Source organism: Bradyrhizobium diversitatis (genome assembly GCF_016031635.1).
Taxonomy (GTDB): Bacteria; Pseudomonadota; Alphaproteobacteria; order Rhizobiales; family Xanthobacteraceae; genus Bradyrhizobium; species Bradyrhizobium diversitatis.
Window position 1 is genome coordinate 279,932 of the sequence record NZ_JACEGD010000002.1, and the last position, 13,988, is coordinate 293,919.

A 13,988-nucleotide genomic window follows, 5' to 3' on the forward strand; every position below is an offset into this window, starting at 1 on the left:
TGTGATTGACAAGGCTGGCATCGATCCGCAGACAGGTCAAACAAGCAAGACAAAGGGGAGGCCGCGATGGCGAACGAACTCGATTTCTCGGGCAAGCAGGTGCTGGTGGTCGGCGGTTCCAGCGGCATCGGCAACGGCATCGCGCAGGCTTTTCGCGCGAGAGGCGCACATGTCGCGGTTTGCGGCACGCGTGCTCGGCCTGGGGAATATTCCATCGAGGAAGGCTCCGATCTCACGGGGCTCGCTTATGCCCAGCTCGACGTCGGCAATGCCGGAGCGATCGAGGCGTTCAAGCCGTCCTTCGACAGGCTCGACGTGCTCGTGCTCGCGCAGGGCGCGGTGCTCTATCGCCGCGGCGAGTTCGAGATGGCCGGCTTTCGCAAGGTGGTCGAGGTCAACCTGATGAGCCTGATGGCCTGCGCGACGCGCTTCCATTCCATGTTGCGGGATTCCAGGGGCTCGCTGATCATCGTGTCCTCGACCGCGGCCTATCATTCCACCATGGGCAATCCCGCCTACAATGCGTCGAAGACCGGCGCGGTCGGATTGACGCGGACGCTGGGCGAAGCCTGGGCCGAGGACGGCATCCGCGTCAACGGCATCGCGCCGGGGCTCGTCGACACCAAGATGACGAAGGTGACGACCGACAATCCGAAGCGGCTCGAAGGCGCGCTCGCGCGCATCCCGCTGCGGCGATTGGGCACGCCGGCCGACATGGCCGGCGCGGCGCTGTTCCTGGCCTCGCCGCTGTCGTCCTACATCATCGGCCAGACGCTGGTCGTCGATGGCGGTCTCATTCTCTGATCCCGTGGAACTGCACTGCTCTTGATCGGTTACTTGGGTTGACCCCTGAGGAGGAGCAACATGGATACGGATCGGATTGTCGGATCGGCCAAGGAATATGCCGGACGCGCGGAAGGCGCGATCGGAGACATCGCAGGCGATGCGAAGACGCAGGCGTCGGGCAAGGCGCGGGAAGCTGCAGGCACGGTGCAGAATCTCTACGGCCAGGCCAAGGATGCGGTGCGCGATGCCACGGACACCGCTGCGGGCTATGCCAAGGACGCCTACGAGAACAGCGGCGAGACCTTCCGCGACGGCTCGAAGGCGATCGCGCAGAAGGTGCAGGACAACCCGCTCGGCGCGCTGCTGGTCGCCGGCGGCATCGGCTTCGCGCTCGCGCTCCTGATGTCGCGACCCGCGCGCCGCCCGCCGCCGCGTTGGCGCTACTAGAGCCGAGCCAATACCACCTCGTTCCGGGGCTCGCGCTGCGTGCGCCCCGGAATGACATCTCAATCAGCACAAGGCAGATTACCGGAACATCTCCGCCGAGCGCCCGACATTGGCAGGCGGGCGCGGAATCCCTGGATTGGAATTCGGATTGCGCGGCCCTGGAGCCGGCGTCCATTGGCGCGGCTGCGGAGAGCCGAAGCCGAAGCCGAAGAAATCCCGGCCAGCCGGCGTCGCCTGTGCCGGCTGCTGCGGCGGGACCTGCGGCTTCTTCGGCGCGAGCTTCGGCGGCGCGATCACCGCGGCCGCTCCTGGCGCCGCCTGAGCCGTGCCGCCCTCGGGCGTCGTTGTGGCCATCGGCGTATCGCCCTTGGCCTGCTCACGGCCGACTTCCCGGCGCGGCCAGGCATAATCGTCGGCGCGGCCGGCCGGTGCCGCGAGCGGCTCACCCTTCACCATGGTCTTGGCTGCGAGCGCATCGACGGCGGCGGGACGCGTGCCCGGCCCGCCCAGCAATTGATCGGTCGAAATCGAGGCTGCAACCAGCGGCACAATCGGCCCCGCCAGCGGCCGCGGCGCGGGCTTGCCCGGCTCGGCGCTGGTATCGGGGGTGGCAGGCTCGCTCGGCAGCGCGATCGGGCCGGAGCGTGCCGCGAGCAGGCGCGTGATCTCGCGCTCGACATAATGCGCGAGCTTGCGCGCGCCGGCCTTGGTGAAATAGACGCCGTCGGAGCTGCGGAGCTGACGGATCTGGCCTTCGAAGTCCGGGCCCTTCTGGAGGAAGCGGCCGGCCTCGTCGACGAAGCCGTCCCACACGTCGACATAAGTGATGCCGGCCTTGGCCGCGCCCTCGCGGTACAGCGAATCCAGGAACAGCGTGTCCGCGGTGCCCTTCGTTCCGCGAATAGCGGGCAGGCCGACCCAGAGCACCGGCACGCCCTTGGCCTTGAGGATGTTGGCGAGCTCCTCGATCTTCTTGCCGTAGAGCTCGACCCAGCGGTCGTCGCGGAATTCGTAGAGGCCGTTCGGGTTGCGCGCGGTCTTCTCCGGCGCCGCCGCGGGCGTATCGGCATTGTCGGCATCGTCCTGCGGCAGATCGGCATCGGCAGGCTTGTCGTCCGGCTTGGCGGCGGCGGCAGTGTCGCCGGGCTTGGCCTCGCCCGGCTTTGCTGGCGGCTTGGCGCGCGCCCCTTTGTCGTTCTTCTTGTCCTTGTCTTTCTCCGTGGCCGCCTTGTCGGCGACGGGCTCGCGGATCGCGGAGCGGTCGTTGAGGCCGAGCATGACGACGATCACGTCGGGCTTCTCGGTCTCGAGAATGCCCCTGGCCGCCGCCGCCCAGTCCGCGGGCTCACCCCTCGGCTGATACTTGATGAGGCCCGACGTGGTCTTGTGCTTGCGGATCACGCCCATGTCGGGCTGCTCGCTGTAGGCGTCTTCCAGGCCGTAGGCGAGCCAGTCGGCCATGGCATCGCCGATCACCAGCACGTTCTTCTCAGGGATGGTGTCGCGTTTCGCCGGCGCCGGCGCGCGCGAAAAATCTTGACGCGGCGCCTGCTGCTGCGGCGGCGGGTACGGTGCGAAGAAGTCGCCGCCGAACCATCCGCCGCCTCCTCCGCCGCCGCGCGGTGGCGGGGCCGCGCGCTGCGGCGGGCCGCCGAAACCGGGGAAGTTGAAGAACTGCGCCGAGGCAGGTCCTGCGACCGAGACCAGGATCGCAAGCGCCGTCCCCAGCGCGATCAACGGGCCGGTCTCGGTCAGCACCTTGAACAGGGACTTCTTCGACATGCGATCTCGGGCGCGCGCGAGGGGATTGGAGGCAGCTCAATATAATAACGGAATCAGGCCGCAAACGGGCAGATTCTCTTTGCAGATTCCTCTCCATAGGCCGGGGAACGGCGGCCGGCGTCAAGGCTGCCTGTCGAAATCCCGCCTCAGGGTTACTTTTAGCGCGATTTTACCGCCCGCGCAGCCGGTCCAGCACGTCCGATGAGGCAAATCCGTCGGCGGGGACCCCGATCGAGGCCTGGAAGTGGCGCAGGGCTTCCCGTGTCTGGCCGCCGAACTGGCCGTCCGGGGTGCCCTTGTAGAAGCCGCGCTGGGCCAGCAGCTGCTGCAGTTCCAGCCGCTCGGTGCGCGCCAGCTCCCGCTCCTGGCGCGGCCAGGGCTGCACGAAGGGCTGCCCCCCGCGCAGGCGATCGGCGAAATGGCCGATTGCCAGTGCATAGGCCTCGGCCGGGTTGTACTTCATGATGACGCGGTAGTTCTGCAGCATCAGGAAGCCCGGTCCCTGCGCGCCGGCCGGTGCCAGCAGATAGGCTTTCTCCGCCGGGTGCGGGAAAGGCTGCCCCGTCGCCCGCTTCAGCCCAAGCTTCTCCCATTGCGCGATCGTCATCGCCTTGGCGCGGTCGGCCAGCATGTAGTTGAAGCCTTGCGGCACCGCGACCTCGTAGCCCCAGGTCTGGCCGGACTGCCAGCCGTCCTTCTTCAGGTTGTTGGCGGTCGAGGCGATCAGGTCGGTGGGATTGTCGACGACGTCGCGCCTGCCGTCGCCGTCGCCATCGACCGCGAAGCGCTTGAAGGCGGTCGGCATGAACTGGGTCGGGCCGAAGGCGCCGGCCCAGGAGCCGCGCAGCTGCTCAGGCCTGAGATCGCCGCGGTTGAGGATCTCCAGCGCGGAGAGGAACTCGTCCTTGAAATAGGCCTGGCGGCGGCCGATGCAGGCGAGAGTCGCGGTCGATTGCAGCACGCTGCGGTCGCCCATCTGCGTCGAGTAATTGGACTCGATGCCCCAGATCGAGGCGATGATGTAGCGGTCGACGCCGGTGGCTCTTTCGGTGGCGTCGAACTGCGCCTTGTACTTGGCGAGAATTTCGCGGCCCTTGGCGAGGCGGTTGTCGTTCACCAGGATGTCGAGATAGTCCCAGATCGACTTGGTGAACTCCGGCTGCGAGTCCATGAGGTCCATGATGCGCAGGTCGGGGCCAAGGCCTGCGGTGAAGCGCTGAAAATTCTCCTGCGTGATGCCGCGCCGTGCGGCATCGGGCCACATCGCGGCGACGCAATTGCTGAAATTGCCGGCGGCTTCGCGGATCGCGGCGGCCGTCATCAACGGATGGCCCGAGGCGCCGTCCTCGCCGCTCCAGGGTTGAGCGCCGCCGGGGCCGGGCGGCGCTTGCGAAGGTGCCGGACTGGCGCCCGAGAAGATCCCGCCGAACAGATTGGACAGGCCGTTCTGCGCCTGGGCGTGTGCGCAGGCCGGCAGCAGCGAAGCGGCAGCAACCATCGCTGCGCCGGTCAGAAATCCCGCCCGTTTTACCAGCCCTGCCATCGTTTGCATCATGTCCCACCCGTCGGCCTGAAAAATTCCGCCACAGGAGGCCCGGTTAGCGTTGCCAATAGCTTAACAAAGGTGAAATTTTGGTGACGGCGTTTTTCTTAACTCTGACCGGGCGAGGCCCCACATCCGCCTTTGTTGGCGGCTGCAAACAGGCTAGCAAGAAGCCATTGCTCCCGTCACATGTGCCCCCAGGTATTCGATCAATCACATGAGAATTCGCAAAGCTGTATTCCCCGTCGCCGGCCTCGGCACCCGCGTCCTGCCCGCCACCAAGGCGATGCCGAAGGAAATGCTGACCATCGTCGACAAGCCGCTGATCCAGTACGTCTATGACGAGGCGAAGGAAGCCGGCATCGAGCATTTCATCTTCGTCACCGGCCGCAACAAAAGTGTCATCGAGGATCATTTCGACCGCATGTTCGAGCTCGACACGACGCTGGCCGCGCGCGGCAAGAAGGCCGAGCAGGACATCCTGGCGCAGAACCAGCCGGAAGCCGGCGCCGTCAGCTTCACACGGCAGCAGGCGCCGCTCGGCCTCGGCCACGCCGTCTGGTGCGCGCGCGACATCGTCGGCAACGAGCCGTTTGCCGTGGTGCTGCCCGACGAGCTCGTGCTCAACACGCCCGGCTGCCTGAAGCAGATGATCGAGATGGCATCCTCACTTGGCGAGCAATCCAATCTGATTGCGGTCGAGGCGGTCCCCGATCACCTGACCCACCAATACGGCATCTGCGGCGTCGGCAAGCGCAACGGCAAGATGTTCGAGGTCGACGGCATGGTCGAGAAGCCGGCCAAGGGCACGGCGCCCTCCAATCTCTCGATCACCGGCCGCTACATCCTCCAGCCGGAGATATTCAAGATCCTGGAAACGCAGGAGCGCGGCGCCGGCGGCGAGATCCAGCTCACCGACGCCATGATCGGGCTCGCCAAGTCGCAGAAGTTCTACGGCGTCGAGTTCGAGGGCGAGCGCCATGATTGCGGCTCCAAGCCCGGTTTCCTGCGCGCCAATATCGCCTACGGCATGAAGCGCCCGGAACTGCGCGACGGGCTGATCGCCGAGATGAAGAAGTATCTGGGGCAGGAGTAGCTACAAACTCCGCTGTCGTCCCTGCCTAGTGCGCAATTGCGCACGGGGCGCAGGGACCCATACCGCGGAGTCTATCGGGTGTGTTCGGTAGGAGTACCGAACGACAAGTCTTCGCCAAACCGCTCCCTGTGGTTATGGGTCCCCGCGTTTCGCGGGGACGACACCTGTGGTGTGGCGCGCGTCGCCGTAATGGCGATGACCAAGCCTCACGCCACCCGCGACAGCTTCGGAATGCTGGCGACCACCGACTGGTTGCGCCCACCGGCCTTCGCGGCATAGAGCGCCTTGTCGGCGGCAGCGACCAGGACCGGCCAGTCCATGCCGGCCGCGGGCACGAGGCTGGCGATGCCGCAGGAGACCGTCGAGGCCGTTTGATCGTCGGACCAGCCCTGCACCTTGAGGCGGATCTTCTCGGCGACCTTGAAGGCGTCGTCGGCCGAGGTGTTCGGCAGCAATACGGCGAATTCCTCGCCGCCATAGCGCGCGGCGCAGTCGCCGGCGCGGCTCACGGAATCCGAAATGCAGATGGCGATGCCGACCAGCACCTGGTCGCCGGCCTGATGGCCAAACGTGTCGTTGTAGGCCTTGAAATGATCGGCATCGATCATCAGGAGCGCGATCGGAGCCTTCTGGCGCATGGCGCGCCGCCATTCGACGTCGATGACGGAATCGAACTTGCGGCGGTTCCTCAGCCCCGTGAGCGCATCCGTCGTCGCCATCTCCTCGAGCTTGCGTTCGGCCTCGGCGCGCCGCCCGATCTCGCGCGCGAGCACGAGCGTCGATCCCAGCACGAACAGCGCGAGTGCCAGCACCACGGCGCCGATGCGGAACGCCTCCCTCTGCCAGAGTGCGAACACTGCGGCCAGGGGCTTGCCCGCCACCACGAACAGCGGTCCGCTGTCGCCGCTGCGGACATAGAGCCGCGGCGTCGGATCGACCGGGCCCTGTCCGGAATAGGAGGCACCGGCCGGGAGATTGTCGGCCTTCCAGCTCCGGCGGTCGTTCAGGTTCGTGCCGATGATGTCGAGATCGAACGGCCGCCGCATGATGATGGTGCGGTCGCGCCTGAGCACGGTGATGGTGTCTTCAGGGTCCAGGTTCAGCCGCTCGAACAATTCGTGGAAATAGCTGAAGCGGATCGAGCCGGCGACGACGCCGAGGAAGCCGCCGTCGGTATCGCTGATGCGGCGGCTCAGCACGATGGAATAGGCGCCGCGGAACAGCATCGGGCGGCTGATGAAGAGCCCGGCTCCGGGATTGTCGCGGTGGACCGTGAAATAGTCCTCCTGGCTCCGGTTCTCGACGAGGGGATCGAGCGTGGAAGCGTCGATGATCAGCCGGCCCTCGGCATCGAACACCTGGATGGCGCCGAAATGCCGGGCCGTCGTCGCGTGGTCGAACAGGATCAGGTGGCGGATCGTCTTGGAGACCGTCGCGAGTTCGGGCAGCAGCATGTTGCCGGCGACCGCCTTCAGCGACAGGTCGTAGATCTCGATGTTGCGGCCGATGTCGGACTCGATGGAGGTTGCGAGGTTCTCCAGCGTCTGGCGGGCGAGCGCCTCCTCGCCGCGGCGCATGTCCAGCATGACGTTGACGCAGACGGCCGAGAAGCCGATCACCGTCACCACGGACGAGATGATCAGCAGCTTCGCCGAAATCCGCCATGGCCGCCGGGCCGTGATTTCGCGCCATCCAAAGGGCATCGGTCGCTCCCGATACTAGTGGATGCGCCCGAAAGCTTGCGTAGTGTTTAAGGCAGGACGGCGCTACCGCAATGAGTTAAGAATCGGTTTATGGATCGAACGGTTTTAGGCAGATCGGACGGGACTTCGGACGAGAGGACGCTTGTGAACGACTACGACGCGTTGCGCGACTATCTGATGCGGCAGAAGCAGGAGGAGTTCGTGCTGAGCTTCGAGCAGATCGAGGAGATCATCGGCGCCGCGCTGCCGCGCGCGGCCCATCGTGCCTCCTGGTGGGACAGCCTGCGCAGCCCCGACATCCAGATGCCGCAACGCGAAGCCTGCCTCGCCGCGGGGTTCGTAGCGACACGGATGCCTGATGGTGCGAGCGTGCGGTTCAGGAAGCAGAAGGGTGAGCGACGGCGCTGATGTCGATGAGGCGCGCTCTTCCCCTCTCCCCTTGTGGGCCTTGTGGGAGAGGGTGGCTCACCGCGAAGCGGCGAGACGGGTGAGGGGTTCTCTCCGCGCGCCAGTCTCTCGCATCTGAACCTGCGGAACGAACCCCTCATCCGGCGCCATAGCCGAAGCTCGCTTCGGCGTTCCTAAGAACGGCGGCCACAGGCCGCCTATGCCACCTTCTCCCACAAGGGGAGAAGGGAAGAAGAGAGCCTAGCTCGCCGCTTCCAGCCGCACTTCCGTCAAGAGGCGCATCGCCGCGTCCGCATCCATCGGCTCGCCGAAGGCGAAGCCTTGCGCGTATTCACAGCCCATCTGGTAGAGCTCGACCGCATCGGAATCGGTCTCGGCGCCCTCCGCCACCACGTCCATGCCGAGGTCGTGCGCGAGCGCGATGATCGACTTCAGGATCACCGGGCGCGTGCCGCGGCTGGTGGTGCGCACGAAGGACTGGTCGATCTTGATGGTGTCGAACGGGAAACGCTGGAGATAGGCCAGCGAAGAATGGCCGGTGCCGAAATCGTCGAGCGACAGCCCGGTGCCGAGCTCGCGGATCCGCGTCAGCATCTGCGCCGCGTGCTCCGGATTCTCCATCACCAGCGATTCCGTCAGCTCCAGCTTGAGCGTGCCGCGCGCCACCGAGGAGCGCGACAGCACGGTGCGGATGTCGTGGATCAGGTCGTGGCGCAGCAACTGCCGTGAGGAGACGTTGACGGAGGCGAAGATCGGCTCGCGCGAGCGCATCGCGCGTTGCCACACCGAGAGCTGCTTGGCGGTCTGGTCGAGCACGAACATGCCGAGGTCGACGATCAGCCCGGTCTCTTCGGCGATGGTGATGAATTCCGACGGCGCCATGCGCCCGAGCTTCGGATGGTCCCAGCGTGCCAGGGCCTCGAATCCGGCGATCGAACGATCCTCCAGCCGCACGATCGGCTGATAAAGGATGGTGATCTCCTGCCGCTCGATGGCGCGGCGCAATTCGCTCTCCAGCGTCAGCCGGTCCGTCTTCCGCGCACGCATGGCGGGCTTGTAGACGTCGATGCGGTCGCCGCCGATGCGCTTGGAGTGGTACATCGCCAGCTCGGCGTCCTTGATGATCTCGTCCGTGAGCTGCGTCTGAGGATCGGACAAGGCGAGGCCGATCGATGCCGTCAGGAAGATCTCGCGGTCGTTGAAGGCGATCGGCGCGCGGATGGTCTTGCGGATGGTCTCGGCGAAGGCGGTGATGCGTGCCGGGTCCTGCTCGGACAGCAGGATCAGGCCGAACTGGTCGCCGGCCAGCCGCGCCAGCGTGTCCTGCGGCTTCAGGATGCGGGTGAGGCGGCGGGCCAGCGTCAGCAGGATGGAATCGCCGACCGCGATGCCGACGGAATCGTTGACCTGCTTGAAGCGGTCGAGATCGATCACCATCAGCGTCGGTCGCAGCGTCGGCATGGTCTTGGCGAAGTTGGCGACAGCGCCCAGCCGGTCCATGAACAGCTTGCGGTTGGGCAGGCCGGTGAGGTTGTCGTGCACGGAATCGTGCAGCAGGCGTTCCTCGGCGTTGCGGAGCTCGGTGACGTCGGTGAGCGTGCCGACGACGCGCGAGACCTCGCCGTCGGAGCCGACCACCGGGCGGGCCTTCAGCGCGAACCACATGAAATGGCCGTCCGGCGTGCGCAGGCGGAAGTCCTGCACCAGCCGGCCGCGGCGCTGGTCGAGCACGCTGTCGAGCGCGGCGCGGAAACGGTCCTGGTCGAGCGGATGCAGCACCTCTAGCCAGGACGCCGCGGGGCCTTCCAGCGTGCCGCGCTTGAGTCCGAGCAGGGCTTCGGTCTCGGGGCTGGTGAACACCTTGTCGGCGGACACGTCCCAATCCCAAATCAGATCGCCGGAGCCGGCGAGCGCCAGCGCCCGCCGCTCGATGTCGGAGACGATGCCGGTGGTGGCTCCGCCGCCGGCGAAGGCGTGCTGCATCACCGTGAATCCGATCAGCATCACGATCAGCACGAGGCCGCCGAGCAGGGCCGGGCCGACGATGTCGTTGGTGACGGAACCCGCGACGGTCATGCCGGCCGCGACCACCCAGACCACCAGCAGGAACCAGGTCGGGATCAACAGCACCGCGCGGTCGAAGCCGTGGGTGGAGAGATAGACGATCAGCGCAAAGCCGGCGAAGGCGATCAGCACCAGCGAGATGCGTGCGATGCCGGAAGCCACGGCCGGATCGAACAGCGCCAGCGCCACCAGCGAGCCGAGGAAGGCGAGCCAGCCGATCGTGATGTGGGAATAGCGCACGTGCCAGCGGCTGAGATTGAGGTACGCGAACAGGAATACCAGCAGCGTTGCCGCGAGGATGGCCTCGCCCGCCGCGCGCCAGATGCGCTCGGCGTTGTTCGACATGTCGAGCACCTTGCCCCAGAAGCCGAAATCGACGCCGATATAGACCAGCACCGCCCAGGCCAGCGCCGCGGCGGCCGGGAACATGATGCTGCCCTTGACGACGAACAGGATGGTCAGCACCAGCGCGAGCAGGCCGGAAATGCCGATCACGATGCCCTGGTAGAGCGTGAAGGAATTGACCTTGTCCTTGTAGGATTCCGGTTCCCACAGATAGAGCTGCGGCAGCTTGTCGGTGCGCAGCTCCGCAACGAAGGTGACGACCGCGCCGGGGTCGAGCGTGATGCGGAACACGTCGGCGGTGGCGCTTTCCTGGCGTTCCGGGCGGTCGCCGATCGAGGGCGTGATGGTCGCGATGCGCGACAGGCCGAGGTCGGGCCACAGCAGCCCCGAGGAGACGATGCGATAATGCGGGGCGACGATCAGGCGGTCGAGCTGGTCGTCGGTGTTGTTGGCGAGCGCGAACACCACCCAGTTCTGCCCGCCTTCGCGGGCGCGCACCTCGATGCGGCGGACGATGCCGTCAGTGCCGGGCGCGGTGGAGACCTGGATGCGATCGGCATCGCTGCGCTGATGCTCGAGCACGCCGGTGAGGTCGATCGCGGGCGCGTCGCTGCGGACGCTGACGGCGTCCAGCGCGCGCGCGGGATACGCGGCGACAAGAATCATGAGGCCCAGCGCGATGGGCGCGAGGCACCTGATCAGACGCAAGGTCAGTTCTCCGCGTTCGACGCAAACTCTGAGTGCAAGGCGAATCTAGAAGGCGATTCAAACCGGACCGAAGTGGTTCGGCGCGTCGCGATAGATGCCACGAAAGCGAGGAAAATCAAAGGGTTTCCAGCCTGACCTGTGGGCCGGCGGCCTAGGCCTCCAACACAATTTTGCCAATATGTGCGCTGGTTTCCATGCGCCGGTGGGCATCCGCCGCCTTTTCCAGCGGGAAAGCGCTGTCCATGACCGGCTTGATGCGGGCTTCGCGCAAAAGCGGCATCGCTTTCGCCTCGATCGCGGCCACCATCGCCGCCTTGTCCGCATTAGTACGGGGGCGCAGCGTCGAGCCGGTATGGGTCAGGCGCTTGACCATCACCTTGGCGATGTTGACGCTGACCTTGGGGCCGTTGAGGGTGGCGATCTGGACGATGCGGCCGTCGACCGCCGCGGCATCATAGTTGCGATCGACATAGTCGCCGGCAACCATGTCCAGGATCAGGTTGACGCCAAGGTTGTTGGTCTCGGCCTTGACCACGGCGACGAAGTCTTCGGTCTTGTAGTTGATGGCGCGGTCGGCGCCCAGCTTGAGGCAGGCATCGATCTTGTCCTGCGATCCCACGGTGACGAACACTTTTGCGCCGAATGCCTTCGCAAGCTGGATCGCCATGGTGCCGATGCCCGAAGACCCGCCATGGATCAGCAGCGTCTCGCCGGCCTTGAGGCCGCCGCGCTCGAACACGTTGTGCCAGACCGTCATCAGGGTTTCCGGCAGCGCGCCGGCTTCCTTGATCGACAAGGCCGGCGGCACGCTCATCGCCTGGGCATCCTGGGCGATGCAGTACTGCGCATAGCCGCCGCCGGCGACCAGCGACATCACCTTGTCGCCGACCTTGTGCCGCCTGGCATTGCTGCCGACCGCCACCACCTCGCCCGCGATCTCGAGGCCCGGCAGGTCGCTGGCGCCGGGCGGCGGTGGATAGGCGCCGGAGCGCTGCGCGACGTCGGGCCGGTTCACGCCCGCGGCTTCGACCTTGACCAGGATCTCGTCCGGGCCGGGCTGCGGCAGCGCGCGCTGTTCCGGCACCAGCACCTCCGGTCCGCCGGGCTTGGAGATGGCGATCACGGTCATTTGCGCGGGCAGCTTGTCCATGATGTGTCCTTGAGCAAAGGTGCGGGATGAAGCGAGGCCCTTGCTTAGCCAGCGCCATCCAAGCTGGCAACCGTCTCAGCCATGGTCCAGCGCGAACGCAGGAGGAACGAGGATGCCGATCGAAGACGACGACCGCCCGCGCAGGAAGATCGCGCACGAAATCGGCCAGGATCTTTCACTGTTGTCGGTCGAGGAGCTGACCGAGCGCGTCGCGCTGCTCAAGACCGAGATCGCAAGACTAGAGGAAGCCGCCACCAGGAAGCGCGCCTCGCGCGATGCGGCGGATCACTTTTTCAAGAAGTAGCGGTCGCCACACAACGACTGTCGTCCCGGACAAGCGCGCCCCAAGCGCGCGCCGATCCGGGACCCATAGTCCCAGGACGAGGTCGTTGCGCGAGGCCGGCAACTCCGAGTCCCCGTCACCATATCCGCCGGTGGCTATGGATCCCGGATCTGCGCTCCGCTTGTCCGGGATGACGGCGGAGTGTGTCGCTGAGTTGGGTGACCGCCAACTCTTGTTCCGCCCACTCGGCCGCTGGCCGACATGGCTAACGAACTCTCAAAAAATTAGCTCGTTTACGGTCGATTAAGCTTTCGGGTTTATGACTGGAACTGTCCTCGTTTGGACACCGAGTGGCTCCTGTCCACTCTGTTTGACGCCTCCCTGTTATCAACTTTCAAAGCCGCCGGTCTCCGGCGGCTCTTTTTTTGCGCAAAGCGCAGCGGATGCAGTTTCGCGTCGAGAAGACGTGTCGAAACAGGAATATCCCCTCAGTTGCACTCGCGAGGAATGACCCGCGGAAACCATATCCGCGCTTGTCACTGGACTCCGCGCTCCGCCCGCGCAATGATTTGTTCATCATAAGCCGGCGCCAAGCCGGACAGTCAGACAGTTGCGTAAGGGGCGTTAACCATGGAACGTTTGCAGGCCGAAGGCGCTCTCGTTCAGCTCAGCGAGCGGTTCACCAATTCTGCGGCGTTCGGCGTTCTGTTCCGTGAAGGCATGGACCTCGTCGAAGAGACCGCCGCCTATCTCGACGGCGCCGGCCGCGTCGAGGCCAAGGCGCTCGATCGCGCCGTCAGCCTCACCTATGCGACCGAGAGCATGCGCCTCACGACACGCCTGATGCAGCTTGCCTCCTGGCTGCTGCTGCATCGCGCGGTGAAGGAGGGCGAGATGACGCTGAGCCAGGCCAACCGCGAGAAGACCAAGGTGAAGCTCACCGCGGCCGATCCCGGTCCCGCCGACACCGTCGAGAAGCTGCCCGCGCAGCTCCAGGACCTGATACATCGCTCGATGAGCCTGCAGACCCGCGTGCGCCGCCTCGACAGCACGATCCACACCCCGCCGGCCGAGCACGTGGCGATCGGCAACCCGCTGGTGCCGCACCTCAACGCGCTGAAGGCGGCGTTCGAACGGTAATATTGTCAACAATCTCGGTCGTCATTCCGGGACACGCCACTTGGCGCGGGCCCGGAATCCATACTCCCGATCGTGGTTATGGATTCCGGGCTCGCCCTTCGGGCGCCCCGGAATGACGGCAAACAAAAACGCCCCCGGTCTGCCGGGGGCGTTTTTCGTCTCCAGCCTTGCGGCCGGCTCAATCCTTTTTGAGAAAGCCCGAAAACTTCTTCTGGAAGCGCGAAACGCGGCCGCCGCGGTCCATGATCTGCGTGGAGCCGCCGGTCCAGGCCGGGTGCGACTTCGGGTCGATGTCGAGGTTCAGCGTGTCGCCTTCCTTGCCCCAGGTCGAGCGGGTCAGGTACTCGGTTCCGTCGGTCATGACGACCTTAATCGTATGATAATCCGGATGAATTTCGGCTTTCATGGCAATTCCTCGGCGCTCCGGCGCCTTCTTGGGTGGCTAGCGAATGACGGATTTGGGCGGCTCTATACCGCACGAAACCTCGCAAAACAAGCCATGTCGGGCCGTCGAACCGGGTTTGCCCCTAAGG

12 protein-coding genes are annotated in these 13,988 nt (G+C 65.7%); 6 read left to right on the forward strand and 6 right to left on the reverse strand.

Features of this window, described 5'->3' with window-relative positions; translation table 11 throughout:
- Window positions 1-66 precede the first annotated feature (66 nt).
- Window positions 67-804, forward strand: a complete 738-nt coding sequence (locus H1B27_RS02785) for an SDR family NAD(P)-dependent oxidoreductase (protein WP_197964906.1) — start codon at window positions 67-69, stop codon at window positions 802-804.
- 60 nt (window positions 805-864) lie between these two features.
- Window positions 865-1,233, forward strand: a complete 369-nt coding sequence (locus tag H1B27_RS02790) for a CsbD family protein (RefSeq protein ID WP_131871924.1) — start codon at window positions 865-867, stop codon at window positions 1,231-1,233.
- A 78-nt stretch (window positions 1,234-1,311) separates the two neighbouring features.
- On the opposite strand, the gene H1B27_RS02795 is transcribed toward H1B27_RS02790, so the two are convergent.
- On the reverse strand, window positions 1,312-3,015 hold the full coding sequence (locus H1B27_RS02795) for an SGNH/GDSL hydrolase family protein (RefSeq protein ID WP_197964907.1): 1,704 nt from the start codon (window positions 3,013-3,015) through the stop codon (window positions 1,312-1,314).
- 169 nt (window positions 3,016-3,184) lie between these two features.
- Window positions 3,185-4,567: a lytic murein transglycosylase gene (locus H1B27_RS02800; protein WP_246515149.1), complete on the reverse strand. Its 1,383-nt coding sequence runs from the start codon at window positions 4,565-4,567 to the stop codon at window positions 3,185-3,187.
- A 208-nt stretch (window positions 4,568-4,775) separates the two neighbouring features.
- On the opposite strand from H1B27_RS02800, the gene H1B27_RS02805 reads away from it, so the two are divergent.
- Complete coding sequence (locus tag H1B27_RS02805; RefSeq protein ID WP_061880937.1) at window positions 4,776-5,654, forward strand: UTP--glucose-1-phosphate uridylyltransferase; 879 nt, start codon at window positions 4,776-4,778, stop codon at window positions 5,652-5,654.
- Window positions 5,655-5,860: 206 nt separating this feature from the next.
- Here the strand turns inward: H1B27_RS02805 and H1B27_RS02810 are convergent, their stop codons facing one another.
- Window positions 5,861-7,357 (reverse strand): sensor domain-containing diguanylate cyclase, encoded by a 1,497-nt coding sequence (locus H1B27_RS02810; protein ID WP_197964909.1) that lies wholly within the window; start codon window positions 7,355-7,357, stop codon window positions 5,861-5,863.
- A 144-nt stretch (window positions 7,358-7,501) separates the two neighbouring features.
- Between H1B27_RS02810 and H1B27_RS02815 the strand changes: the two genes are divergently transcribed.
- Window positions 7,502-7,765, forward strand: coding sequence for a DUF7662 domain-containing protein (locus H1B27_RS02815; protein WP_197964910.1), 264 nt, complete (start codon window positions 7,502-7,504; stop codon window positions 7,763-7,765).
- A gap of 240 nt (window positions 7,766-8,005) precedes the next feature.
- Here H1B27_RS02815 and H1B27_RS02820 read toward each other — a convergent pair whose 3' ends face one another.
- On the reverse strand, window positions 8,006-10,882 hold the full coding sequence (locus H1B27_RS02820; protein ID WP_197964911.1) for an EAL domain-containing protein: 2,877 nt from the start codon (window positions 10,880-10,882) through the stop codon (window positions 8,006-8,008).
- A gap of 151 nt (window positions 10,883-11,033) precedes the next feature.
- Entirely contained in the window at window positions 11,034-12,032 is a 999-nt protein-coding gene (locus H1B27_RS02825) for an NAD(P)H-quinone oxidoreductase (protein ID WP_197964912.1), read from the reverse strand.
- A gap of 112 nt (window positions 12,033-12,144) precedes the next feature.
- On the opposite strand from H1B27_RS02825, the gene H1B27_RS02830 reads away from it, so the two are divergent.
- Together H1B27_RS02830 and rcdA are read left to right on the forward strand one after the other, a co-directional pair.
- Window positions 12,145-12,336, forward strand: coding sequence for a DUF1192 domain-containing protein (locus H1B27_RS02830; protein ID WP_197964913.1), 192 nt, complete (start codon window positions 12,145-12,147; stop codon window positions 12,334-12,336).
- 609 nt (window positions 12,337-12,945) lie between these two features.
- Window positions 12,946-13,455, forward strand: coding sequence for a protease adaptor protein RcdA (rcdA, locus tag H1B27_RS02835; protein WP_028182498.1), 510 nt, complete (start codon window positions 12,946-12,948; stop codon window positions 13,453-13,455).
- A 178-nt stretch (window positions 13,456-13,633) separates the two neighbouring features.
- Here the strand turns inward: rcdA and rpmE are convergent, their stop codons facing one another.
- Window positions 13,634-13,861 (reverse strand): 50S ribosomal protein L31, encoded by a 228-nt coding sequence (rpmE, locus tag H1B27_RS02840; protein WP_028182497.1) that lies wholly within the window; start codon window positions 13,859-13,861, stop codon window positions 13,634-13,636.
- Window positions 13,862-13,988 lie beyond the last annotated feature (127 nt).

Excerpts from the sequence above, each read along its gene's own strand:
- H1B27_RS02810 (WP_197964909.1), bottom strand. The coding sequence starts at position 7,357 with ATGCCCTTTGGATGGCGCGAAATCACGGCCCGGCGGCCATGGCGGATT.
- H1B27_RS02795 (WP_197964907.1), bottom strand. The coding sequence starts at position 3,015 with ATGTCGAAGAAGTCCCTGTTCAAGGTGCTGACCGAGACCGGCCCGTTG.
- H1B27_RS02825 (WP_197964912.1), bottom strand. The coding sequence starts at position 12,032 with ATGGACAAGCTGCCCGCGCAAATGACCGTGATCGCCATCTCCAAGCCC.
- H1B27_RS02800 (WP_246515149.1), bottom strand. The coding sequence starts at position 4,567 with ATGCAAACGATGGCAGGGCTGGTAAAACGGGCGGGATTTCTGACCGGC.
- rpmE (WP_028182497.1), bottom strand. The coding sequence starts at position 13,861 with ATGAAAGCCGAAATTCATCCGGATTATCATACGATTAAGGTCGTCATG.
- H1B27_RS02790 (WP_131871924.1), top strand. The coding sequence starts at position 865 with ATGGATACGGATCGGATTGTCGGATCGGCCAAGGAATATGCCGGACGC.
- H1B27_RS02805 (WP_061880937.1), top strand. The coding sequence starts at position 4,776 with ATGAGAATTCGCAAAGCTGTATTCCCCGTCGCCGGCCTCGGCACCCGC.
- H1B27_RS02830 (WP_197964913.1), top strand. The coding sequence starts at position 12,145 with ATGCCGATCGAAGACGACGACCGCCCGCGCAGGAAGATCGCGCACGAA.
- H1B27_RS02785 (WP_197964906.1), top strand. The coding sequence starts at position 67 with ATGGCGAACGAACTCGATTTCTCGGGCAAGCAGGTGCTGGTGGTCGGC.
- rcdA (WP_028182498.1), top strand. The coding sequence starts at position 12,946 with ATGGAACGTTTGCAGGCCGAAGGCGCTCTCGTTCAGCTCAGCGAGCGG.